Genomic DNA, 23,720 nt, shown 5'->3' with positions numbered 1-23,720 from the left:
CTCCCCGTCGTTACGATGTGACATGGCTGTTGTGGTGATGGGCGTCAGCGGATGTGGCAAAACGACTTTCGCGAAGCAGCTCGCGGACGCGATCGGCGGGGCCTTCATCGAGGCGGACGACTATCACAGCGACGCGTCGATCGAGAAGATGCGCTCGGGGCGCGCGCTCGACGACGACGATCGTGAACCGTGGTTGCGTGCCGTCGCAGCCGCTGCCGAAAGCGTCGAGACCCCGGTGGTCGCGTGTTCGGCGCTGAAGAGGTCGTACCGTGACATCCTGCGTGCCGACACCCCGACCGTCTTCCTGCATCTGGATGTACCCGTCGACGTCGTGCGGTCCAGGGTTCGCGGACGCGGCGGCCACTTCTTCTCCGAGACGCTGGTGGCCTCTCAGTTCGAGACGCTCGAGCCCCTGGAACCCGACGAGCACGGCGTCACCCTGGACGCGACCCGCTCACTTCCCGAACTCCTCGACACGGCCCGCGCGTACCTCGAAGGCCCGTCGAGGTAGGTGTTGTTGTCGAAGAACGCGAGAAAATCGATAACAACGACGGACTCGATACGACGAAGGCCCCGACCTGTGGTCGGGGCCTTCGTGTGCAGAAAGTTCAGTGACCGCGTCAGCGCTTCCTGACGTTCGCGACGATCTCGGCGTCGGCCTTGATGTTGGTCCGGGTCTTCTTCTCGGCGCGCTTTTCCTTCAGCGACTTGCCGGACTTCTTGGACATCGAACTGCGAGGCGATTTGTCGGCCATGCTGCCACCCTCAATAGGAGACCTGAACGGTCCCGATGTCCCCACAGTACGGGAGAGTCGGCCGTGATCCGCGCATGAGCCGGTCCCGGGAGAGTCCTGCGGCAGGAACGGCGGGTCCGGACCACCCCACAACGGCGAAGGCCCCGACCGTGTGGTCGGGGCCTTCGTGTGAGAGCCGATGACGGGAATCGAACCCGCGTATTCAGCTTGGGAAGCTGATGTTCTACCATTGAACTACATCGGCACGCTGGGCTTTTGCCGATTCTCACCGACTCCGGCCCGAGCTTTCGGAGCAAACTGTAGCAGACTCTGCGGGTCGATCGCGGGACCCCTAGACCAGGGACCGGCCCGTCCGGATCCGCCACCGCATGTCGGCCAGCAGCACGCGGTAGGGCAGCTCCCGCACCGCGACCGGCAGCCTCTTGTTCACTGCACCGAGAGCTCGCATGACGCGGTCGAAGCGTCGCTGGTCGCGCGGTGTCCACGGCAGCAGCATCTGCTCGCGGAACAGCTGCGGCAGGAAGCCGGCCGTGAAGAAGAGATTGAGCTTGCCGGCCAGGGCAGGGACGGGCTGGGGCAGGAACTCGATCCGGGCGATCGACAGCAGATGCTCGCGGATCGTGTCGTCGATCTTCACCTTGTGGAGATTGTCCTCCCAGTACTGCTCGAACGCCGCGCGGTTCTCCGGCCACATGTGCTGCGGCACCTGCAGTGTCGTGCCGAAAGTCGCGCCGTTCCGATAGAAGTACTCGATCGCGTCGTCGGGGATCGGCCCGTACAGCGCGCGGTGCACGTCCTCGAATCCGCGGTAGATACACGCCGCCACCCACAACTGCAGTTCCGGGTCCATCGCGTTGTATTCGACCGGGCTCGACTCGGTGGAGCGCACCTGCGCGTGTGCCTTGCTGACGCCGCGACGGAAGAGGCGCTTCTCGTCGTCGGTGCCGCGCATGGCGACGGCGAGGTAGGTGAGGGTGGTGCGGGTGCGCTTGATCGGGTGGTCGAACAGCCGACCCGACTCCACGCGGGATTCGTAGACGCCGTAGCCGACGCCGGGCCACGACAGCTGCATGATGATGTTCGCTGCTCCGGCGGCCAGGCCGAGCCCGTCCATCGTGTCGTCCAGTCCGACGGGCTTGTCGACGGTCGTCGTCATCGAATGTCCCTCCATCGTTCGAAGTGACCACGACTGTACTCAGATGCGCGCCGACGGTAAAGACCGGAGGTTGCGCGGCACGGAAAGCGGACGCTGCGAAGATAGAGGTATGGCAACTGGACGGCTCTACGGTGGACGCGCAGGCGAGGAACGACAGGCCGATCGGCGAGCGCAGCTGATCGAGGCCGGTCTCGATCTCCTCGGAGCTGCCGACGGCGAAGCCACCCTGTCGGTGCGCGGTGTCTGCAAGCGCGCAGGTCTGGCCTCGCGTTACTTCTATGAGAGCTTCGCCGACCGCGACGAGCTCACCGGTGCCGTCTACGACCACGTCGTCCAGCGCATCGCCGAGAGCACGCTCGCCGCCGTGGCCTCGGCACCCGCCGACGACGACCGCGCGATCGTGCGGGCCTGCGTCGAGAACATCGTCCGCGAGATCGACGAGGACCCGCGGCTCGGCCGCATGCTGTTCTCCGTCAGCCAGGCCAACACGCAGCTCGCGAAGCGGCGCCTCGACTCGACCCGCATGTTCGCCGGGCTGGTCACCGCCCAGGCCGAGAACATCTACGCCATCACCCCGAGCCCCCGGCTCGACCTGGCGGCGCACTACGTCGTCGGCGGACTCGCCCAGGCGCTGACGGCCTGGCTCGACGGCACCGTGCCGCTGAGCCACGACGACGTCGTCGAGGAGTGCACCGAACTGCTGGTCACGATGTCGGCCCAATTGCGACGCGACTCGGCCACGTAGAACCCCGCGGCCGGGCGATTGTTAACCTCTACTCGTGCTGCTCTCCGATCGCGACATCCGCGCCCAGATCGCCTCCGGGCATCTGGGCATCGACCCGTTCGATCCGGAGCTCGTGCAGCCCTCGAGTGTCGACGTCAAACTCGACAGCCTGTTCCGCGTCTTCAACAACACGCGCTACACGCACATCGACCCGGCGAAGCAGCAGGACGAACTGACGTCGCTGGTGCAGGTGCCCGAGGGTGAGTCGTTCGTGCTGCACCCCGGCGAGTTCGTGCTCGGGTCGACGATGGAGCGGTGCACCCTGCCGGCCGACCTCGCCGGCCGCCTCGAAGGCAAGTCGTCGCTGGGCCGGCTCGGTCTGCTCACGCACTCGACGGCCGGGTTCATCGACCCGGGCTTCGACGGGCACATCACCCTCGAGCTGTCCAACGTCGCGAACCTGCCGATCACGCTGTGGCCGGGAATGAAGATCGGTCAGCTGTGCCTGTTCCGGCTGACGAGCCCCGCCGAGCACCCCTACGGCAGCGCGAAGGTCGGGTCGAAGTACCAGGGCCAGCGCGGGCCCACCCCGTCGAAGGCGTACCTGAACTTCGTGCACAAGCATCCCGACGCGCGCCCCAGCTAGTTGGTCCTGCGCACGTCGCAGACGAACTCCGGGGGTGAATCTCGTCCGTGCGGGTCGGGCACCCTCTCGTCCGGGTTAATCTCTGCACGTGCGCGTCGCTGCGGTCGCCACCACACTGCTGCTCCTGCTCGCGGCCTGCGCGCAGGACACCTCGTCGCGCCCCTCGCCTCCCGAGGATCTCCCGGTAGTGCGTGCCGACGGTGACCGGCTCGTCCTCGACGGCCGGACGTGGTGGCCCGCCGGACTCAACGCATACCAGCTCGGTACCCGCTGGGAGGTCAACCACGGATGCGGTGCCGAGGTGGACCTCGACGCCTTCTTCGGCACGCGGGCGCCGCGTTCGATCGTGCGTTTCGACGCATTCCAGTCCCACGCCGTGCACCGGATCGGCGGCACGCTCGACTTCACGGCGCTCGATGCCGTCTTCGATGCCGCCGAGCGGCACAGGGTGTACCTGATCCCGGTGCTCGCCCCGCAGGACAGTGATTGCGACGCGGGTGGATACAAGCAGGCGGACTGGTACGACGCAGGTTGGCACGACCCGCTGCCGGGTCATGTGCTCGCCTACGACGACTGGGTCGCGACCGCCGTCGAACGGTGGGGTTCGTCGCCGGCGGTCGCGATGTGGGAGCTGATCGGCGAACCCGAGACCGCGACCTGCACCGACGACGAGTGCACCCTCGAACGACGCGAGTGCCTGCCCGGCGGTGCTCGGCTGCTCCGCAGCTGGATCGACGAAGCAGCCGGCATAGTCCACGAGCACGACCCGGACCGGCTCGTCACCGTCGGCACCATCGGAGGCGACCAGTGCGGTTCCGCCGGCGACGATTTCGCGACCGTCACCGACGCCGAGCAGCTCGACGTGGTGCAGTACCACGACTACGACGACGCGCAGTTCCTCGAACGGCGACTCGACGGATTGTCGAAGCCGATGCTCGTCGCCGAACTCGGTGTCCGGGCCGGTTCGTGCCGCGCGGTGAGCGAGCGTGCCGACATCGTCGACCGCACGCTCACGCAGTACCGCGATCTCGGGGCCGACGGCGCACTGATGTGGTCGTTCGTCCCCGACCCGCGACCGGACGAGTGCACCTACGACATCGGTCCGGACGACCCGGTCCACTACGTCCTACGGCGCCACCACCGCTCAGGGTGACGTCCGGTCGAGTACCCGGAAGAGTCGCCAATCGGGTTGGTCGGCACCGTCGTTGGGGATCTCGAGTTCGAGTACCGCGATGTCGCTGCCGGTCTCGTAGATGGTGGGGTAACGGCGGTTGACGGCGTCCGACGTTCCGCGGCCCTCGTTGGGGACGGTCAGGATGTACTCGATCCCGGAGGCGGAGGGGCGGTTGAGCACGGCGGTGAAGTCGGAGTCCGAAGGGATGACGAACGTCTCGGGGCGTTCGGTGGCCGAGAAGATCGCGAACCCGTAGACCGTGTCCATCAGCACCGAGCCCGGCGGCAGGTCCATCGCGTCGAGGTATTCGGCGATGCGTCGTTCCGTGGAGAACGCCGCGATCACCCGTCGCTGCTGCTCACGCACCTCGGACGGATCGTCGTTGTCCGGGAACAGGACCGTGCGCAGCGCGTGCTGTTCCTGCGACAGGGTGGGCGAACCCATCGCGACGAACGTGACGGGCAGGCTGCACACCAGGAGCACCGCACCCAGCGGTGCTGCGCCGCTGGGGTCCTCCGTCCTCGGAACGGCATGCGGCCCGGGGCGTCGCGCCGTGAGCAGTCCACGTCGCGGAGCCAGTTGCACGACCCACACCGCGAGCAACGGGATCGCGCAGATGTAGAAGCGCAGGAACGGGAAGGTCATTCCGCGCGCATAGGACAGGGCCGCGAAGCCCAGGACCGCGCCGAAGACGACGAACGGTACGAGCGGTTCGAGATCGCGTCGTCGCCATGCGAGCACCGCCACGACCGGGATCAGCAACGGAAGCGCCGGTCCGAGCACGACGGTCTCGGCGAGCGAGAAGGCGATCGCACCGAGCCCACCCGACGACCCGCCACCGCTCTGCTCGAGGATGGCGGCGTTGCCGTAGGCCGAGGTGAACTGCGCGAGCCATTCACCGGTGACGAGCCAGCTCGTCACGACGAACGCGACGAAGGCCAGGGCGAGGGGAGCGGCGACGAGGATCGCGTCCATGATCGCCGGCTGCCATCCCGAGCCGGGAGCGTATCGGCGCGACCGGTACCGGACGAGCAGTGCGACGAAGACCGTCACCGCCCCGCCGACGGCCAGTGCGTCGTACCGCGCGAGATACGCCAGTGCCAGGGCGATTCCGGCCAGCGCCAGGTCGTGGATGTCGTCGGTGCTGCACCAGCGGATCAGACGACGCGCGGCCCAGCACAAGGCGAACAGGAACGGCGCCTCGCTCATCCCGTTCGCACCGTAGTAGACGATCATCGGGTTCAGGGCGAACACCGCCGTCACCGTCCACACGAACCACGGCGCGCAACCGCGATCGCACGCGATGCGGTGGATCTGCACCGCCGCGCCGGCCATGAACGGCGCCGACATGAGCACGGCCGTCACCGCATAGGCCGACAGTCCCGGGAACCACGCCGACAATCCCGTGAGGGGCACCTGGACGAGCGCGGTGAGGGGTGTGAACACGAAACCGATGGCGGCGAGGTGCGGGTCGCGGCTGAGCAGCACCGACCGCGCAGCGCTGACACGGCTGAGCGAATCACCCTGGTAGTACTGCACGTCCAGCGCGAGCCACAGTCCCACCACCAGATAGACCAGGCAGGCGGTCCAGAACACCCACGTGCTGCGGGCCCTCACGACGACAACCCGTGGAAGGTCTTCTCCCAGTAGGAAGGATTACGGATGAGCTGATAGGTGCCCTTGATCGCCGCGATCGACATGAGAACCCAGTAGAACGGCACGGTCAGGCACGGCCACCACAGGTTCGAGTGGCCCGTCTCGCGGCACGCCACGAAGTTCATGTACATCACGGCGACGTTGCCGAACACGAGCGAGATCAGCGCGGGGAAATAGGCGTACCAGGGGAAGATCTCCTCGATCAGCTCCGCCTGCCCGAGCAGCCACGCCAGCGTCGTCATCCAGAACACCATGTTCAGGCACGCGATGATCGGCGTGCCCGCGAGCAGGGTCGTGAAACGCAGCATCCCCGCGGTGCCGATCACCCGCCACAACCGGACGGGCCGGCGCATGTGGACCAGCCAGGTCTGCAGATAGCCCTTGTACCAACGGGATCGCTGCCGCACCCAGTTGATCGGATCGCTGTTCGCCTCTTCGAGCGTGGTCGAGTCGAGAACCGCGGTGGAGTAGCCGGATTCGGCGATCCGCACGCCGAGATCGGCGTCCTCGGTGACGTTGTACGGATCCCACGCGCCGATGTCGTCGAAGACCGACCGGCGGATGTGGTTCGACGTGCCGCCCAACGGGATCGGCGAGTGCGACTTCATCAGTCCGGGCAGGATGAAGTTGAACCACAGTGCATAGTCGGCGGTGAACCAGCCGGTCAGCAGATTCTGGGTTCCGTTGTGGAAGGCCAGTTTCGCCTGCACACATGCCACGTCGTCGCCGAGACGGTCGAAGACGACGACCACCCGGCGCAACTGCAGAGGCTCGGGCAGATCCTCGGCGTCGAAAATCGTGACGATCTCACCGGTCGTGAAGTGCAGGCCGTAGTTGCACGCCTTCGGTTTCGTGCGCGGGTCGGCGGCCGGGACGAGCAGGATCTCGACACTCTCTCCGAGCCCGGCCTTCTCCGCGGCCTCGATCGTGACGGTGTCGTCCTCCTCGAGCAGCAACAGCACCTGGAGTTTGTCGGCCGGATAGTCAAGTGCGGCCATCGCGGCGAGCAGGTCGCCGACCACCTCGGGTTCGTTGTAAGCGGGGACGAGCACCGTGTACTGCGGCAGTTGATCATCGGTGAGGGCCAGGGCTTCCTCGTCGTCGACGATGAACTGCGCGTCGCGCGCCATGCCGCGGGTGAACAGCAGCAGCCGGTCGGCGAGGGTCGCGATGTACCCGAAGGTGCACAACACGGTGAAGACGATCAGGGTCGGTTTCGTCGCCACGACGAGCGAGAGCACGAAGGCTGCGGCGAGCGCGAATCCGAGATACTTCTGCCACGGGACGAACGCGACCGACGCCGACGAGACGGGGCTCCGTTCGCGGAGTCCGTGCACCGCCTCGTGCAGGGCCGCGGTCCGGTAGGCGTCGAACTCCGCGGTGCCCTCGGGTGGAACATCGTGCCCGGAGCCGACGTTCACTCGCCCTGCCATTGTGCCTCCACGAGTTCGCGACCCACTTCGATCAGCATGGAACGGTCCTTGTACTCGGGTTCGGTGTCCTCGACGGTGCCGTTGCCGCGCAACAGCACCCGCAGCAGCGTGCGCGCATTGGTGACGGTGTTCGGTTCGGGCTGCGGGAACGGCGCGTCGAGTTCGTGGTTGTCCACCGTCAACAGGCTCACCCGCTGGGCGACGGTGTCGCTGCGGACCCACACGAAGCTGAGCAGGCTCCACGTCAGGAGCAGGTTGTCGTCGACGACGGTGAAGTATTCGGCGGTCACCCCGTGCCCCAGCTCGACGTACTCCTTGGGGCTCACGCGCGACATGCCGAGTTCGTACATCGACTCGGTGGGGTAGACCGCGAATGCGTTCGGGCTGCGGACCTGCAGGGTCTGTACGGCGACGGTGCGCGGGCGCAGCAGACGGTCCCAGTCGGGATTCGGTTCCTCCGCACGGATCATCTGCCGGCGCAGGACCGATCCCTGGCGGAAATAGGCACGGGGCCAGTCGTAGTCGACGGACGACAACTGCACCCATCCGGGTGGGACGATCTGTGTGGCGGTGCCCGAATAGGGCGGTCCCTCCGACACGGGGGTCAGTCGCTGGTCGGGCAGCGGCACGAGCGCCGCGAGCAGTGCGGCCACCACGATGCACAGGGCTCCCCGCACAGCCTGGGGAATCGACACCGGATTCGGCGGCAGCGTGCGCGGGGCGAGCCCGCGGTAGGTCCACAGATAGGCGCCGGCACCGACGACCAGCGTCGCGATCACCGCCGGCACGTACTGGGACACGGCGATGGACGCGTCCGGCCACCGCTGATCGATCAGGATGAGCACGAAAAGTCCGGTCACGAATGTCGCGGAGCCGTAGAAGAATCCGCGGGCACGGGTGCGCCGCGTCGCGAGTCCGATGGCCGTGGCGGCGAGCACGAGCGTGACCTGTCCCGCGGCGAGCTTCGTGCCCCCGGACTCGACGAGCACGATCCGATAGAGCACGGGCGAGCTCAGGAAGAGCATCGCCCACGCCTGCCAGTACGCCGCGGTCACGCGCAGGCCGAACATCGCGACGCACGCCCCGCACACGAACACCCACGCGGCGAGCACGTCGAGGTGCATCACCTGATAGTTCGTCGCGTAGCGCGGCATCAGCAGCCCCTTGATCGCGAGCGCGATCAGCAGCAGGAGCACCGCCGTGATGATGTCGGGCTGCCGGTCGTGGATCGGCAACTCGTTCCTGCGTTGCCGCGTGATGCCGATCGCGACGATCGCGACGAGCGGCGGCACGATGAGGACGTAGCCGCCGGTGGTGCCCGCGCGGATCTCGTCGATCAGCTGCAACCAGGTGGAGTGGAAGGCGATCACGGTCGCGGCGACGATCACGATCCACCGGCGGGTGGTGTGCCGCAACGCGCGCGTGAAGAACCGTTCGGTGAACGACGGTTGCTCCACTGTCGCAGTCATGGTGTTCACCGTGACTGCGGGCGGCGCCGGGTGCGCGACCACACCACCGCGCCGGCCGCGCCGACGACGAGCAGGACGACACCCGCAACGACCACCGCGGTCACCGTGCTGTCCGATCCCGACGACGGCGCGTCGAGGTCGTCGTCCTGGCTCCGGGGATCGATGAGGGAGATCGGTTCGCGGTCGGGTGCCGTGAACAGCACGCTGCCTTCGAGTTCGAACCAGCGACCGGGCTCGGCGGAGAGCCAGTCGAGCGTCCGATCGAGTTCCTCCGGAGTGCCGGTCGACGTGGCGACCAGCACGGTGCGTCCGTCGTCCCGCACGACCTGCAGCGAGGCGAAGTCCACCTCTGTACCGAAGGTGAGGCTGGTGCTCTCGCCGTCGGCGTTGCGGACCTCGAACCGGCGGTCCTCGGTGCGGACGAGCGGCAGCTGCGACTGCAGAGCTTCGGGGAGGAGTCCGTTCGCGTCCACGATCACTGCCGGTCCCGACGAGGCAAGCGCTTCGTCGATCGTCACCCATTCGGGGTCGAGCGGACGGCTGGTGAGCGATTGGAGTCCGGCAATGAGTTCGACGGCACGGGAGACGTCGACGAGGCTGCGATCGGAGGTCGCGACGTCGACCTTCGGCATCAGCGTCTGGGGCAGCGACGGGAAGCCGACGGGGAGCGGCGGATCCGCGAGCGTGCTGAAGACACGGCTGTCACCGTCGATGCGCAGGGTGACCGGTTGCTGGAGACCGCACTGTTCCTGGGCGCCGGTGGTACGGAGTTCGACGGTGACGTCGGTGAGCCGCCCGAGGGCCGAGTTCGGAACCGTGACGACACGGTCGATGACGCCGCTCGCGTCGGCCGCCCACGAATCGAGCATGACGTCGCCGGCGGAGACGGTGATCGACCCGCCCTGGGTGGCGGGGAGCGGGGTGTAGGAGCCCTGCAGGTCGATGCTCACGTCGCGCACCGGCCGCCCGAATTCGGTCTGGTCGAGGAAGAGGTGCACGTCGGCGATGCCGAGGCCGCTCGTCTCGAGGTCGGACACCCGCAGGTCGTACAGGGTGGCCGAGTCGGACGGAAGGATCGGCCGGGTCTCGAACGCGCCGACGGCGACGTCGGAACCGATGGCGAAGCCGGACAGGGCGCTGGTGATCAGGCGCCCCTGGTCGAGCAGGGTCTCCGCGTCGCCGCGGACGTACAGGGCGGGCGGCCCATCGGGCACCGGCACGACCTCCGCGCCCGTCACATCGGCCTCGCTGACGACGATCTGCCGGACGAACGGGGTGTCGGCGGCGGGGGGAACGCCGTTCGCCGGGAGCTCACGGACATCCACGGGCACCTGCCGTCCGGAGTACCGGGCGCTCACGGTTGCCGCGAGGTCGAGGGTGACGCTCGCTTCGGCGTCCGTGGGGTCTTCGGCCAGATACAACTCGAGGCGATCGAGGATCGGCGGGAGGTAGTCGGCGACGGTCTGCGGCGCCGCGGGTGTGCCGGCGTACCGGACCACACCGTCGCGCAGACGTACCGAACCCAGTGTCCAGTCCTCGGGGCAGATGTTGTCGACGGCGACCAGATGCAGATCGAGCGAGATCACCGCGGCGTCGTTCTCCACCTTCGCTCCGGTGAGCGGGATCGACAGCGGCACGATGTCCCCACCGGCCGGCAGTTCCAGGCGGGTGAGCAGGCGCCCGTCGGAGACGACGTCGATCCATCCGCGCGCGACGTTCGTGGGCAGTTCTGCGGTGGTGTCGAGGAAAGCGGGAGAATTTCCGGCGGGGACCGGAAATGTGAGCGTGACGACATCGGAACTGCCGCGGAATTCGATGTTCGGCCCGAGCCCGAGATTGCGGGTCGGGAATGCGACCTCGCCCGGAGGTGTCGGTTCCGTCGCCTCGAGATCCTGCGCTGCGGCGGTAATCGGGTTCGCGCACAACGTCATCGAGGTAGCGAGGGCCAACATGAGGGCACGACGGGACCGGCGACCGGTTCGGGGGATGTCACTCGAACAGCGTATTGCGTCCGGTCACGCGAATATTGCAGATGCGACGATAATTCGGTGTGATGTTGCGCTGGTGTAACGGAACGACGACCGGGCCCGATTTCAGCCGACGACCCCGAAACGGACGAATCAGGAGGCCCCGTGGCGGAAGCCGTGAGCGATCCGCTGTTGTTCGTCGCGCACACCGGAGAGCGGTCGGGTGCCGAGAAGGTCATGCTGATGCTCGTCGACGTCGCCCTCGCGCAGGGGCGTCGGGTCGTGGTGGCGTGCCCCGACGGGCCGCTCGCCGAAGCCCTCCCGGCCGGATGCGTCCGTGTCCGGTTGCCCCGGCTGGGCATGTGGGGGCAGAGGGGAGTCGGGCGGATCGCGGGCCTGGCGGGTCTTCCGGTGCGGTGGCTGGTGGGAGCGCGCAGGCTCCGTCGCGTGCTCGCCGCGGAGCGGCCGCGGGTCGTGTGCAACTCGTTGTTCGCACTGCCGTCCCTGCGGCTCGCCGTGCTCGGCACGTCCCACCGTGAACGTGCCGGGTGGCTGGTGCACGACACTCTGTCCTCCCGTAAGCAGCGCATCGTCGCCCGGATGGGCAGAGCCGCCGTGGGTGGAGCGGTCGCCGTCTCGCGGGCCTCGGCCGTGCCGGTCCGTGAATGCGGATATCCGGTGGTCGTCGCATCGCACGGCGTCCCGATCCCGCCTGTTCCGTCCCGGTCGACATCTCCCGAGGGCTCGACTCCCGATGCCTCGACCGTGCGGGTGGGCATCCTCGCGTCGGTGACGGAATGGAAGGGACACCGCGTCCTTCTCGAGGCGGTGGCGGAGGTGCCCGGGATCCGTCTCGATGTGGCGGGGGAGCCGTTCCCCGGCGACGAAGCCTTCCTCGACGAACTGCGGCGTCGGGCAGAGGCCCCCGACCTGCGCGGACGGGTGTCGTTCCTGGGCCGGGTCGATCCCGCCGAGGTCTTCGCGGTGTGGGACGTGATGGTCTCCGCGAGCACCTCACCGGAGGCGGGGCCGCTGGTCGCACTGGAGGCGATGGCGCACGGTGTGCCCGTCGTCGGCACCGATCACGGAGGGGCCGCCGAGCACCTGGCCGACGGCGCGGGACTGCTCGTTCCACCCGGCGATGCGAAGGCTCTGGCAGAGGCGTTGCGGCGACTGATGTCCGATCCCGACCTGCGGAACGACCTCGCCGTCACTGCGCGTCGCCGGGTGGAGGAGCGCCACGACATCGAAGTCACGTTGCCGGCCATGGTGAACGCCTTGTGGGCGACGGGCGTCACATTGTGAGGCGTCCTCGAGTATTGCTTTTGCAACCATGTTGTGATCTCCGATGTTTGGTGTTCTCGGCGGATTCGCGCACACTGTGAGCCATGTGGGTGTGGATCGCATCGGCGCTGGCGGCGTGGCTGGGCCTCTCGGCTCTCGGCGCGCTCGCGGTCGGTCGGTTCCTGTTCGTCTCCGAGAGGGAGGAACAACTCGTCGAGATGCAGCGGGAGCAGCGCGATTCTGCGAATCCTCCCGTCGCTTCCTGACACGCCGGACGTCCGCCTGTGCGATACTCGCGAGTAACAATTTCTCGTGTCTAGACTCGGTTCCGCGTCGTCCTCCTGTCCCCCCATGTGAGGACGGCCGCACGGGTCGGTTACCCCCCATCACCGGTCCGTGCAGAAGCCCCGGCCGATCCACCACCACGATTGCCGGGGCTTCACCTATTCCCGGGCCTGTTTCCGGCGGAGATATCCTGTCGCTCATGACCGAGCAGGCTCCCCGCATCGCGATCACCTACTGCACGCAGTGCAAATGGCTGCTGCGCGCCGGATGGATGGCGCAGGAACTGCTGAACACCTTCGGTACCACCCTCGGCGAGGTCGCGCTCGTTCCCGGGACGGGTGGAGTGTTCCGCATCGTCGTCGACGACACGGTCGTGTGGGACCGCAAGGAGGACAAGGGTTTTCCCGAGATCGTCGTGCTCAAGCAGCGAGTGCGTGATCTTGTGGAGCCGGATCGTGATCTCGGGCATGCGGATCGGACCGCCCGGGCCGACGCTCCACCTCGTCGCGACAGCAACGACATATAGCGGTAACGTTCTCGCATATGTGCCCGCGTTCTACGCGCGTCGGGCACGGTCGACGGCGTGCCGCTCGCGAAAGTGGTCGCCGACATCGAATACGGGGAGGAAAATCGATGAATTCTGTTGCGAAGAAGGCTGCAGTCGCGGCCTCCGGTGCCGCACTGCTGGCACTGGTCGTTCCGGGCGTCTCGTCCGCTGCGGGTCCGAGCGTCTCGGCACAGGCGGAGAACGGCGCCATCGTCGTCGACTTCGATCTGACGCGCGCCGACGTCGACCGCGGCGTCACCTGCGTCACCTACGTCCTGAAGCCGGGCACCGTCGACACGGCCGATCCGTCGGGCCGCATCGACGCGCAGCCCGCCGGCACGAGCTTCTCGGTGACCAACACGAGCACCTCGAGCGCGCTGTACATCAAGGACGGCGCACCCTCGCAGGCCGGTCCGGAGGCGATCACCGACGGCACCTACAACGTCTTCTGGGGATGCCAGGACGCCTCGGGTACGCAGTACGAGAACATCTTCGACGCGTCCGGCCGCCCCTTCACCGGTGGCATCTCCGTGACGGTCGGCGGCGGCGAGTCCGCACCGCAGGGCGAGTCGGCTCCGCAGGCACAGTCCGCGCCGCAGGGCGAGTCGGCTCCGCAGGCACAGTCCGCGCCGCAGGCCGAGTCCGCGCCCGCACCGCAGGGTCAGGCCGCGCCCCAGGCCGACAGTGTTCCGCCGGCCCCCCAGTCGCAGCCGGAGCCGGTCGACCCGCTCCAGTTCGTGATCAAGTTCCTGCGCGACCTGATCGGCGCCTACCTCTGATCGGAGTCCACACTCCGATCCGCACGTGACGACATCGGCGGCACCCCCAGTGGGTGCCGCCGATGCCGTTTTCGTGCCGGCCCTGTAGATGTGGTCCGGGGACAATTCCTGCGGCAGTGGAAGGAGAAGGGGTGGACGCCGCCTCGATCGCGACGGGTCTCGCATCGTCGCCGCAACTGCGACGTGCGTACGGCGCGAGCATGCGGCCGCTGACGTCCGGGGGCCACTGGTCCGAGGGTGACGGCTGGTGGATCGGCATCACTGCAGCCCCCGACCCCGACTACAACCTCGCACTCGTCCACGGCGGCGACGTGACCGCCCACGCCCACCATGTCTACGAGACGCTGACGGAGGCCGGTCACCCGTCGATCGTCCTGCTCGCCGGGGACGGCCTCGGCGCCGCCCAGGTTCTCGCCGACCACGGCTGGGTATGTGCGGGTTCGCTGGACCTGACCTACCTCGTCGCCCACGACGCTCCGATCGATCCGGGCTTCCGGGTTCTCGACGAGGACGGCATGGTGCATGCCCGCGAACTCGCCGCCGCGACCTTCGGGATCGCCCCGGGGACCGCCGCGGTCGCCTACGCCGACGTCGTCGCCCGCACCCCCGGCGTCGAGGTGATCGGGATCTTCGACGACGCGGATGCGGACGGCGGGACTGCAACTCTGCAGTCCTGCACCCTGCTCGTCGACAGCGGACCGATCCGGACGGTGTGGTCGCTCGGCACCCGCACCGGCCGGCAACGTCGCGGATACGCGAACCGGCTGATCCGGGCCGGCGCCGCCCACACCCACACGCAGCGCGGCCCGGTCGCGATGTGCGGACTCACCAGGCCGCGTGTCACCCCGCTCTATCTCGCGGCCGGAGCGCGCGTCGCCGAGACCTGGCAGATGTGGTCCCGTCCGCGCTGGCTGCTCGGCAGCTGACGGACGTACGGGTCGGTAACATTTGCCCGATTCGTCGCGACACACTGGCGACGTGCCCACTCCCCGGGGCGACAGCGAAAGGCCTGTGCATCGTGTTCGAACGAAGCATCCGCGACGCCGAACTGCGTCGTGAGCTCGGTGTTCCTCCCACCGTCGACCTTGTGGGGCATGCCCGCGATCTCGCTCGCGTGGCCGTGCCCGCCGCACTCGTCGCCGCGCTCGCCGCGGTCGCGGTCTTCTTCGTCCGCGACAGCGGCCCCGGGGTGTACGAGTCGTCGCTCGTCGCGGAGATCCGCTCGTCGGCATCCGTGTCCGGCAACGACGCGACCCTCGGGCAGCTCATCGCCCCCTATGTCGCGCTGTCACAGGACTCGGCGGTCGTGGCCGCGATCGCAGCCGAGACGAACGAGGACCCCGCGAAGCTGCCGTCGAGGATCGACGTCGGCTACGGCTCGTCGCCCACCCTGCTCACCGTGACCGCCCGCGACGATTCGCAGGCCGACGCCGACCGGCTCGCGCAGACGGTCGTCACGCAGCTCGACCGCGCGCAGACCGAACGCAATCGCGTCGCCCTCGACGCGCGCATCGCCGAACTCGACGCCGTCGTCGCCGGTCTGCGTGCCGACCTCGCCGCGAGTATCGCGGCCGACGAGGAGGGCGCAGCCGACCCTGTGGTGCAGACCGAACTCGATGCGCGGCTCGAGCAGCTCCGGCAGGCGCGTTCGGGTGCGAGCCTCGAATACCTCCAGGTGCTGTCGATGCCCGCCGGTACCGGGACGAAGGTGTCCCCGATGCCGCGTGCCGAGGCCGCGGTCGCCTTCCTCGCCGTGTTCGTCCTCGTCGCGGAGTTGCTGGTCGCGCTGAACGGACGCTTCGGAGCGTCGAACAGCCCGGCCTGGGCCCGGCGGGTCGCGCGTCGCCACCGGACAGCTGTGCAGATCGAGCGCGACGATCGGGAGACGCTTCCTCTCGACACGATCGTCATGCTCGGGCAGCGCGCCTCCCTCGGCGACCACATCCTCCTCCTCACCGGCGAGGGCGTGACCGTCGAGACCGACGCCTTCGGCGATGCCCGCGACCGGATCGTGTGCTGCGGAGTCGGGGAGCAGTGGTGGACCCGCGCGAAGACCGAGGGGCTCGCGCTCGCCGTGATCGTGCTGCAGGCCGGGGCCGAGGAGCGAGCGCAGGCGGAGGACACATTGCGTGCCCTGGCCGAGATCGAGGTGCCCACGCGTCTCGTCGTGCTCGGTGCAGGACGCGAGTTGGTGCCCGTGCTTCCGGCCCGGCGCCGCGAAACGGCCGTGGAGGCGGCTCCCGAACCCCCGGCTCCCGTCCCGGCCGCCGCACCTGCACCTGCACCTGCACCTGCACCCGCGGCGCCTGCGCCGCGACCGGTGCCCGACGACCGTCACCGGGCTCCGCAGCCGGTGCCGTCGCAGCCGGTGCCGTCGCAACCCGAGTCGCTGTTCGTCCCGCCCCAGGATTCGGCCTACCGGCAGTACCGCTACGACGAGGGGCACGACTACGGATACGCCGACCAGCAGGGCTACCGGGACGGGCACGCTCATCCCGAGCAGAACGGTTACGGCGAACCTCGGGAGACGTTGCGCTACTGACCGCGTTCCCGCCCGAGTTGAAGCTTCGCGCCGACAGGCTATAGTGATGGCGGTCACTCCAGGGGATGGGTGTGGCCTGCGCAGCCGAGCACATCGGCGTCACGACGAGGAAAACAATTTGTCTATCTGCATTGCCGGCACACCGCAGCACAGCACCGCGACGCCGGGAAGCACCGAATGGATCAAGGCTCATCTCGCCCGCATGGACGACGGTGCGGGCTCCGCATCGCCCTCCGAGGACGTCGCCACCGAGAGTGTCGTCGACGCGCGCCGTTAGGCTCCTCTCCAGGACTGCAAAGAGGACCAGCCGGGTACACGTGCCGTGAACCGGGCGACGGAGGGAGCGAGACATGAGGGAGTTGTTCCGAGGACAGCTCGACGACCTGGTCGAACGTCTCGGTGAGCTCGCGGCGGTCGCAGCCGAAGGGCTCGACCTGGCCACTCGCGCCCTGTTCGACACCGATCTCGACGCAGCCCAGGCCGCCCTCGATCTCGATGCACGGATCGCCGAACTCGACACCGACTGTTCCGAGCGAGCGGTACGGATCCTCGCCCTGCAGGGTCCCGTGGCCGCCGACCTGCGGTTGGTCTTCTCCGCGGTTCGTATCACGGGCGATCTCACCAGGATGGGCGAACTGAGCCTGCACATCGCGCGGGTCGTACGGCGTCGCCATCCCGAGTCGCTGGTGTCCGATCTCCTGCGCGACGATCTTCGCCGGATGGCCGAACTCGCCGCGCAGATCGTCGCGATCCTGCGCGACGCGTTCACCGACTTCGACCTCGAGACGATCAAGGGCACGCACGCCATCGAGACCGAACTCGATGCGGTGCACTCGCGACTGCTCACCCTGCTCGAGAGCCCCGAATGGGACGGCGACATCCGGACCGCGGTCGACACCGCACTCCTCGCGCGTTTCTACGGGCGTTTCGGCGACCAGGCCGTCGACGTCGCCGATCGGTTGATCTTCTTCGTCACGGGCCAGCGACCGGCCGCCTGACTTCGGCGCGCGGAGTGCCGCGAACCGTGCGATTCTCATCCTCATGACCAGCGACGAGCGCCTCTCGGTCGGCGGTCCTGGGGTGCCCGGGTTCGACGACCTCGACTTCGACGCCCTGTCGGCGCGGTCCGGTGCCAAGTGGGCACGGGCGGCCGCCGACGGGCTGGCCCCCGCGTGGGTCGCCGACATGGATTTCCCGGTCGCACCGCCGATCGCACGTGCGCTGCACGAACTGGTCGACCGTAGCGATCTCGGCTATCCCGACTGGTTCGACGGCACGCCGCTGCGCGAGGAGTTCGCGCAACGCATGCACACGCGCTACGGATGGGAACCCGATCCCGGAGCCGTCCGCGAGCAGACGGATCTCATCCAGGCCCTGCAACTCGTGCTGCACCTGAGCACCACGCGCGGGGATGCGGTGGCGATCCAGACACCGAACTACCCGCCGTTCCTGGCGTCACTGCGACGGATGGGTCTGCAGCAGATCGACTTTCCGTTCGTCGACCGAGGCGACGGGTGGGTGCTCGACTTCGACACGTTCGAGCCGCTGGTGGCACGGCGTCGCCCGCGGGTGCTGGTGCTCGTCAACCCGCACAACCCCACCGGACGGGTGCTCACGCGTGAGGAACTCGAACGGATCGCCGATCTCGCCGAACGGTTCGACATGCTCGTCGTCAGCGACGAGATCCATGCCGAGCTGATCTACGAACCGCACCGGCACATCCCGTTCGCCTCGCTCGGGCCGGAGACCGCTGCCCGCACGGTGACGCTCACCTCCGCCAGCAAGGCGTTCAACCTTGCGGGGATGCGGTGCGCGGTGGTGCACTACGGCTCCGAGACCCTGTTGAAGCGCCGGGACGCGGAGCCGTTCGACCTGTACGGGACGGTGTCGGTGCCGGGAGTGGTCGCGACGCTCGCCGCGTGGCGGGAGGGCGATGCGTGGCAGCGCGACCTGCTGCAGGTCCTCGACCGGAACCGTCGACGGGTGGACGAGGTTCTGCGCGAACGGATCCCGGACCTACGGCACCACCTGCCGCAGGGCACCTACCTGACGTGGTTGAACACCGGGCCGCTCGGCATCGACGATCCGGTGTCGACCGTCCGCGAGCGGGGACGTGTCCTCGCCGACGGTGGGGTGCGGTTCGGGTCGGGCGCACGCAACTTCCTGCGCATCAACTTCGCGACGTCGGGGCCGATCCTCGATCGGATCCTCGACGGGATCACCGACGCGCTCGGCGCCTGATCGTCGGCACACCCACTGTCACCACACCGCGTCGACCGGGGTGTTCGTGGACTCGAGCGTGTCGTTCGCGGCCGCGCATCCCGAGGTCGCCGAAGCGACCACGGCGCGTGAGGATTTGGCCGAGAAGTTCTGGTAGAGCAGCCCGAAGTTCTGCTCGACGTCGGCCTGGTTCGTCCCGCGGTCGCGCATCGAGTAGACGAAGACCTTCTGTACCCAGCCGAGCCGGCGGGCCTCCGCGATGCCGTCGGCGATGATGTCGGCCTGCCGTTGCGTGCTCACCGCGTTCGAGGCGGTTCCGGTGGGGGCGCCGAACTCGGTGGCCCACACCGGTGTCGCGGCGTCGCCGTACTGCACCATGGTGTCGCGCATCAGACGCATGCGGTAGAAGGTGTTCCAGCTCTGCGTGCTCGCATCGGACGGCAGTGCCGGATAACTGTAGGGGTGGACGGAGAGGATGTCGAAGTACTGGTGCGCCCCGCGCGCGTAGAGCTGCTGCACGTAGGTGACGGGGGAGATGTCGGAACCGTTGTCCACCGCGGGTGCGAGTCCGCCGTTGAGGATCCGGGCATTCGGTTGCACGGACTTGACGGCCGGAGCGGCCGCGGCGAGCAGCTCGACGTACTTGCCGACGTCGGGACGGGGCCGGAAGAAGTTGGTCAGGTTCGGTTCGTTCCAGATCTCCCAGTGCGTCACGCGGGTCGAATAGCGCTGTGCCGCCTGCCGGGCGAAACCGGCGAAGGCTGCCGGGTCGGCGGGGTATCCGTGAGTGTCGCCGCCGCCCGCGACGCGCGCCCAGGCCGGGGTGTACGCGACGATGCCGACCACCTCGAGTCCGCGGACCCGAGCGCGATCCACCACACGGTCGGGCACCGACCAGTTCTGTTGCCCGCGGTTCGGTTCGATCACCGACCAGTCGATGTCCACGCGCAGCCACCGGGCGCCGACGGCCCGGATCGCGTCGAGTTCGCGGTCGAGTTCGGAGTCCGACAGGTACATCAGCGGTGCGCCGGCCGCGATTCCGATGTCGTCGGTCGCGCAGGTGGTCGGCGGAGGGGGTTGGGGCGGTGGGGCGCACGCTGCGAGTGCGGCGAGGGAGCACGAGAGGGCTGTGGCCAGTGCGACGCGTGCGAGACGACCCATCGACTCTCCTGATGTATCATTCGGACAATTCAGACATCGGTCGTAACGCTGCGCCGCCGACCTGCGATTCTTGCGGTGGAGCGAGCGGCAGACCGACGCCGCGAATTCACTGTAACGAGCAGGGGGCCGGAAGATGTGGGATTCGTGGACCGAAGGTTCCGGTGCATGCGCACCGTGAATTTCGAGATCCACGACGAGACATCCGCAGTCCGGCTCTCCGCGGAATGGGACGACCTCGCCCAGGAGGTGGGTCGGCGCGTCGCGACCCGCCCCTCCTACGCACTGGCCTGGAATCGGATGGGGCGCGGCCGATCGGCCGTGTGCACCGTCCGGCGCGACGGGCGCCTCGTCGGACTCGCGCCCCTGCACGCCCGCACCCGTCTCGGGGTCACCGCTCTACGACTCCCGGCTCACGGCCTCGCCACGATAGGAACCTTCCTCGCGACCGACGAGGCCGCGCTCGCCGACCTGCTCGACGGCATCGCCGATCGGAACATGGCACTGCAGCTCGACCACGTCGATCTCACCGACCCTCTCGTCGAGATGCTGCATGCCTCGCCTCGCTGGAGCATCGACATCGCCGGAACCGAGCGGTGCCTGACCGTCGATGTCGCCACCGGTGCCGGCGCCGAATCGCTGCGTGGTCGACGCACACTGAGAACACTGTCCCGGCTCGAACGCTCGCTGGAACGCGAAGGCACCCCGGTCTCCGTCGAAGTGGTGCGCGATCCGGACCATCTCGCGCAGAGGTGGCGCGATATCGCCGCGGTCGCTGCGGCCGCCGACGCACACAGCGGGCGCGACAACTTCTGTGCGCCGCCGTTCACCGCGTTCACCCGGCCGCTGCTCGCCGCCGAGGCCCGTGCCGGTCGGTTGCTCGTCGTGGGTCTGCTCGTCGGCGACCGGTGGACGGCCCACGAGATCATGTTCCGCACCGGGACCACGGCCGAGATGTGGTTGAGCCGCTTCCATCCCGAGGCGCGCCGCTACCAGCCCGGCCAGTTGTTGCAGCGCCACCTCGCCGACCGGCACGACGAGCTGGGCATCGGCCGCTTCGACTACCTCCTCGGCACAACGAAATTCAAGGAGCAGTGGGCGAACGGTGACTACCGGGTGGGGCGGATCATCGCCGTCCCCGCCTCGCGACCGCACCACCGGTGGACCCTCCGCGCCGCAGATCTCGGAGCCGACCTCGTCCGTCCCCTGCGCCTGGCGGCGCGCGACGCCCTCACCTCGAGCCGCTGCTGATCAGAGACAACCGGAAGTGACCGCCGCCGTGCGCAGCACGTCCCAGGCAGGCTTAGCTGTCCCGTCGTGCGCGAGGACCCCGAAGTTCTGCTCGCGATCGGACACATCGGTGCCGCGGTCGAGGAGGCTGTAGACGAACAGCTTGTCGACGAATCCCAACGCGCGCTGCTCGGTGATCCCGTCGCGCAGGATGTCGGCCTGCTCCGTGGGCCCCACCGCGTCGGTGTCCGTGCCCGTCGGTGCCCCGAACTCCGTTGCCCAGATGGGCTTGTCGGAATCCCCCCGCTCGACCATGACGGTGCGCATCTCGCGCATGCGGTAGAAGGAATTCCACTCGGACGTCGACGCATCGGACGGCAGGGCCGGGTAGCTGTAGGGATGCATGCCCACGACGTCGAAGGCCCACGACACGCCCTCGTCGTACAACTCGGTGAGGAAGGTCGTCGGGGCGATGTCCGATCCGTTGTCGGTGCCGGGGGACAGGCCACCGGTGACGACCACTGCCCCGGGGTCGACGTTGTGGATCGCGTCCGACGCCGCCACGAGCAGGTCGGCGTACGCGCCGACGTCGGGTTGCGGGGTGAAGAAGGCCGTCAGGTTCGGCTCGTTCCAGATCTCCCAGTGCGTGACGCTGTCGGAATAGCGATCGGCGACGTCGCCTGCGAAGCGACCGAATTCGTCCGGGTCGGCGGGCATCCCGTGCGGGTCGCCGGGGTCGGCCTCCGACGTCCGCGCCCAGTGCGGAGTGTGGGTGAGCAGGCCCAGCACCTGCAGGTCGTGCGCGTCGGCTGCGGCGACGACCCGATCGGTGCCCCTCCAGTCGAAGCGGCCACGCGCGGGTTCGATGGTCGACCAGTCCACGTCGAACCGGATCCAGCCGGCGCCGCTGTCGGCGACCGTCGACATGTATGCGTCGAGGTCAGCGGAGTCGAGGGAGTCGAGGCCGGCTCCCGTCGCGACCCCGAGACTGTCGGCGGTCAGATCTGTTCGGCAGTCGCGTGGCTCGGTGCTCTGGGTGCACGACAGAGCGAACACACCGACAAGGGTGAGAACGGCGCGGAGCGGCATGGACCGCGACACGCGACGCGGCATCGACCGCGAAAGGGACACTGCAACCTCAACGAGACTTGACGAGACCGACGAGGCCGAGCCCGCCGGTGATGGGAAGGACATGGGTTCCGGCCAGAACACAGACAGCCGAGAGGACAGCGGTGACGGGCCAGGGAAGATCGTAGCGCTCCGCGAAGAGCGACATCCACACGGCCACCGCAACACCCAGCATCGCGATCGCGGCGGTCTGGGTGAAGGGGAACAGGCCCCCGATCCGGACGCTCCGGGCCACCACGATCCAGATCGCGACGAGCATCGCAGCCTCGGTGAGCACCGTCGCCAGCGCCGCCCCGTCGAACGACAGACGGGGGATGAGGACGAGGTTCGCACCGATGTTCCCGGCGAGTGCGGCCAGCGCCACCCACGGATAGACGCGGTGGCGCCCGGTCGCGATGAGCACCATGAGACCGAGTTCGGTGAGCATCGACAGCGCGCTGCCGAGCACCAGCATGCGCGAAGCACCGGCCGCCTCGGCGAACCGCTCGCCGTAAAGGAGGGACAGCACACCGTCCGCCGACGACCAGAAGGCCGCGGTGGCGGTCGCGCCCAGCACCGCGAGGAGCATCGCCGCTTCCCGTGTGCGTTGCCGGAACATCTCGCTCTGCGCCGGCCAGGTCGCGACCAGCAGCGTGGTCACCGGTCCGACGACGGTCGACGACACCATCGACAGCAGGTCGGCGAACTTGTAACCGACGGTGTAGAGACCCACCGAGTCGAAGGTGTCCATCCGCCCGAGCATCAGCACGTCGATCTTCGACAGCAGGGTGAGCAGGGCGAAGCCGATGCTGAGGGGGATGGCCTCGACGAGCATCTCCCGCCACCGCCACAATTGGGCGCGCGCGGCGGGCAGGGGCCCGGCCCTGCCCGCTCGCACGCCGCGCACGAGGATGCCCGCGCCGACGATCTCGTTGATCACCGCCGGCACGACGAGCACGAGCAGCACCGGATTCCACAGCACCGCGGCGATGGTGGCGATCAGCTGCGCGAGCTGGCCGAAGGTCTCGGCGACCGCGACCGATGCCATGCGCAATCGACTCTGGTACATCACCGACAGGGCGTTGTTGGGCGTTGCGATCACCACGACGAGACCGGCGATCACTGTCGCCCAGACGACATCGGACGAGTATCCGAGCAGCAGCACGTACCCGACGGCCAGCGCGTACCCGAGCAGACCGAGCACAGCGCGCAACGCGATGAACGCGGTGGTGACGTAGGAGACCTCCCACGGATTGCACTCGACGAGCTTCGCGAGCACCACTCGGCCCACGCCGAGATCGGTGACGACGGACAGCAACCCGAGCAGGCCGAAGACGAAGGAGAACTTGCCGAAGTCGTCCGGTGCCAACGCGCGGGCGACGATCATCGAACCGGCCCAGCCCATCGAGGCGACGGCCAACCGGCTGCCGAGCATCACGACGGTGTTGCGTCGCGCGGCCCGCCCGTCGAGCTCCGGGGTCTGCGGTTCGTGGAGAGTACCGCCGGGGTCGTGCGCCGCGACGATCCGCTCCATCACGACGGTCTCGGCCATCCGGTCGGCCAGCGAATGTCTACCCACGCGACGACC

General features: G+C 68.4%; 23 protein-coding genes and 1 tRNA gene. 14 read left to right on the top strand and 10 right to left on the bottom strand.

The window, feature by feature from the left end; all coding sequences use genetic code 11:
* Positions 1 to 22 precede the first annotated feature (22 nt).
* The gene (locus CKW34_RS20555) at positions 23 to 511 is read left to right on the top strand and encodes a gluconokinase (RefSeq protein WP_226950002.1); all 489 of its coding nucleotides are present in this window, start codon (positions 23 to 25) and stop codon (positions 509 to 511) included.
* A gap of 109 nt (positions 512 to 620) precedes the next feature.
* On the opposite strand, the gene CKW34_RS24825 is transcribed toward CKW34_RS20555, so the two are convergent.
* From CKW34_RS24825 to CKW34_RS20545, 3 genes are all read right to left on the bottom strand, one after another.
* Entirely contained in the window at positions 621 to 755 is a 135-nt protein-coding gene (locus CKW34_RS24825) for a hypothetical protein (RefSeq protein ID WP_016696222.1), read from the bottom strand.
* A gap of 173 nt (positions 756 to 928) precedes the next feature.
* Positions 929 to 999 (bottom strand) — tRNA-Gly (locus CKW34_RS20550).
* A gap of 87 nt (positions 1,000 to 1,086) precedes the next feature.
* Complete coding sequence (locus CKW34_RS20545) at positions 1,087 to 1,911, bottom strand: oxygenase MpaB family protein (RefSeq protein WP_059383869.1); 825 nt, start codon at positions 1,909 to 1,911, stop codon at positions 1,087 to 1,089.
* A 109-nt stretch (positions 1,912 to 2,020) separates the two neighbouring features.
* On the opposite strand from CKW34_RS20545, the gene CKW34_RS20540 reads away from it, so the two are divergent.
* The 3 genes from CKW34_RS20540 (at position 2,021) to CKW34_RS20530 (ending at position 4,434) form a co-directional block, all read left to right on the top strand.
* Positions 2,021 to 2,656, top strand: coding sequence for a TetR/AcrR family transcriptional regulator (locus CKW34_RS20540; protein ID WP_059383815.1), 636 nt, complete (start codon positions 2,021 to 2,023; stop codon positions 2,654 to 2,656).
* A gap of 34 nt (positions 2,657 to 2,690) precedes the next feature.
* Complete coding sequence (gene dcd, locus CKW34_RS20535; RefSeq protein WP_059383816.1) at positions 2,691 to 3,281, top strand: dCTP deaminase; 591 nt, start codon at positions 2,691 to 2,693, stop codon at positions 3,279 to 3,281.
* An 88-nt stretch (positions 3,282 to 3,369) separates the two neighbouring features.
* Entirely contained in the window at positions 3,370 to 4,434 is a 1,065-nt protein-coding gene (locus CKW34_RS20530) for a beta-mannosidase (protein WP_059383817.1), read from the top strand.
* On the opposite strand, the gene CKW34_RS20525 is transcribed toward CKW34_RS20530, so the two are convergent.
* From CKW34_RS20525 to CKW34_RS20510, 4 genes are read right to left on the bottom strand one after another with little or no spacing between them, the layout of a single operon-like run.
* Positions 4,426 to 6,072 carry a glycosyltransferase family 39 protein gene (locus CKW34_RS20525; protein WP_174479664.1) on the bottom strand — a complete coding sequence of 549 codons (1,647 nt, stop codon included), beginning with the start codon at positions 6,070 to 6,072 and terminating at the stop codon, positions 4,426 to 4,428. The two genes, CKW34_RS20530 and CKW34_RS20525, sit on opposite strands and share 9 nt — an antisense overlap.
* Positions 6,069 to 7,544 carry a glycosyltransferase gene (locus CKW34_RS20520; RefSeq protein WP_059383819.1) on the bottom strand — a complete coding sequence of 492 codons (1,476 nt, stop codon included), beginning with the start codon at positions 7,542 to 7,544 and terminating at the stop codon, positions 6,069 to 6,071. The genes CKW34_RS20525 and CKW34_RS20520 overlap by 4 nt, the downstream gene beginning before the upstream one ends.
* Complete coding sequence (locus CKW34_RS20515; RefSeq protein WP_231921762.1) at positions 7,529 to 9,013, bottom strand: archaeosortase/exosortase family protein; 1,485 nt, start codon at positions 9,011 to 9,013, stop codon at positions 7,529 to 7,531. Before CKW34_RS20515 ends, CKW34_RS20520 begins: the two co-directional genes overlap by 16 nt.
* Before the next feature lie 5 nt (positions 9,014 to 9,018).
* Complete coding sequence (locus tag CKW34_RS20510; protein WP_174479665.1) at positions 9,019 to 10,965, bottom strand: hypothetical protein; 1,947 nt, start codon at positions 10,963 to 10,965, stop codon at positions 9,019 to 9,021.
* 192 nt (positions 10,966 to 11,157) lie between these two features.
* Here CKW34_RS20510 and CKW34_RS20505 point away from each other — a divergent pair, with 192 nt between their 5' ends.
* The 9 genes from CKW34_RS20505 to CKW34_RS20475 all read left to right on the top strand — a co-directional run bounded on the left by CKW34_RS20505 (position 11,158) and on the right by CKW34_RS20475 (position 18,658).
* The gene (locus CKW34_RS20505) at positions 11,158 to 12,285 is read left to right on the top strand and encodes a glycosyltransferase family 4 protein (protein WP_059383870.1); all 1,128 of its coding nucleotides are present in this window, start codon (positions 11,158 to 11,160) and stop codon (positions 12,283 to 12,285) included.
* Between the two features lie 83 nt (positions 12,286 to 12,368).
* Complete coding sequence (locus CKW34_RS24505) at positions 12,369 to 12,530, top strand: hypothetical protein (protein WP_016696211.1); 162 nt, start codon at positions 12,369 to 12,371, stop codon at positions 12,528 to 12,530.
* Positions 12,531 to 12,748: 218 nt separating this feature from the next.
* Entirely contained in the window at positions 12,749 to 13,075 is a 327-nt protein-coding gene (locus CKW34_RS20500; RefSeq protein WP_059383822.1) for an Rdx family protein, read from the top strand.
* Between the two features lie 107 nt (positions 13,076 to 13,182).
* Entirely contained in the window at positions 13,183 to 13,875 is a 693-nt protein-coding gene (locus CKW34_RS20495; RefSeq protein ID WP_059383823.1) for a hypothetical protein, read from the top strand.
* Positions 13,876 to 14,006: 131 nt separating this feature from the next.
* A complete protein-coding gene (locus CKW34_RS20490) occupies positions 14,007 to 14,801 on the top strand; it encodes a hypothetical protein (protein WP_059383824.1) in 795 nt (264 codons plus the stop codon).
* A gap of 92 nt (positions 14,802 to 14,893) precedes the next feature.
* Positions 14,894 to 16,417, top strand: coding sequence for a hypothetical protein (locus tag CKW34_RS24555; protein WP_059383825.1), 1,524 nt, complete (start codon positions 14,894 to 14,896; stop codon positions 16,415 to 16,417).
* Positions 16,418 to 16,535: 118 nt separating this feature from the next.
* A complete protein-coding gene (locus CKW34_RS24375) occupies positions 16,536 to 16,694 on the top strand; it encodes a hypothetical protein (RefSeq protein WP_153811627.1) in 159 nt (52 codons plus the stop codon).
* 73 nt (positions 16,695 to 16,767) lie between these two features.
* Positions 16,768 to 17,415, top strand: coding sequence for a phosphate signaling complex PhoU family protein (locus CKW34_RS20480; protein ID WP_059383826.1), 648 nt, complete (start codon positions 16,768 to 16,770; stop codon positions 17,413 to 17,415).
* 43 nt (positions 17,416 to 17,458) lie between these two features.
* Positions 17,459 to 18,658, top strand: a complete 1,200-nt coding sequence (locus CKW34_RS20475; RefSeq protein ID WP_059383827.1) for a MalY/PatB family protein — start codon at positions 17,459 to 17,461, stop codon at positions 18,656 to 18,658.
* A gap of 18 nt (positions 18,659 to 18,676) precedes the next feature.
* Here the strand turns inward: CKW34_RS20475 and CKW34_RS20470 are convergent, their stop codons facing one another.
* The gene (locus CKW34_RS20470) at positions 18,677 to 19,798 is read right to left on the bottom strand and encodes a GH39 family glycosyl hydrolase (RefSeq protein ID WP_059383828.1); all 1,122 of its coding nucleotides are present in this window, start codon (positions 19,796 to 19,798) and stop codon (positions 18,677 to 18,679) included.
* A gap of 165 nt (positions 19,799 to 19,963) precedes the next feature.
* On the opposite strand from CKW34_RS20470, the gene CKW34_RS20465 reads away from it, so the two are divergent.
* Positions 19,964 to 21,046 (top strand): GNAT family N-acetyltransferase, encoded by a 1,083-nt coding sequence (locus tag CKW34_RS20465; RefSeq protein WP_059383829.1) that lies wholly within the window; start codon positions 19,964 to 19,966, stop codon positions 21,044 to 21,046.
* Here CKW34_RS20465 and CKW34_RS20460 read toward each other — a convergent pair whose 3' ends face one another.
* Together CKW34_RS20460 and CKW34_RS20455 are read right to left on the bottom strand one after the other, a co-directional pair.
* The gene (locus CKW34_RS20460; RefSeq protein ID WP_229582789.1) at positions 21,047 to 22,081 is read right to left on the bottom strand and encodes a glycoside hydrolase family 5 protein; all 1,035 of its coding nucleotides are present in this window, start codon (positions 22,079 to 22,081) and stop codon (positions 21,047 to 21,049) included.
* An 82-nt stretch (positions 22,082 to 22,163) separates the two neighbouring features.
* The gene (locus CKW34_RS20455; RefSeq protein ID WP_226949993.1) at positions 22,164 to 23,711 is read right to left on the bottom strand and encodes a flippase; all 1,548 of its coding nucleotides are present in this window, start codon (positions 23,709 to 23,711) and stop codon (positions 22,164 to 22,166) included.
* Between the last annotated feature and the right edge of the window lie 9 nt (positions 23,712 to 23,720).

It is taken from the genome of Rhodococcus rhodochrous (assembly GCF_900187265.1).
Classification (GTDB): domain Bacteria; phylum Actinomycetota; class Actinomycetes; order Mycobacteriales; family Mycobacteriaceae; genus Rhodococcus; species Rhodococcus rhodochrous.
Note: the sequence above shows the minus strand (reverse complement) of the source record. Positions and strands in the feature narration are given on the sequence as shown.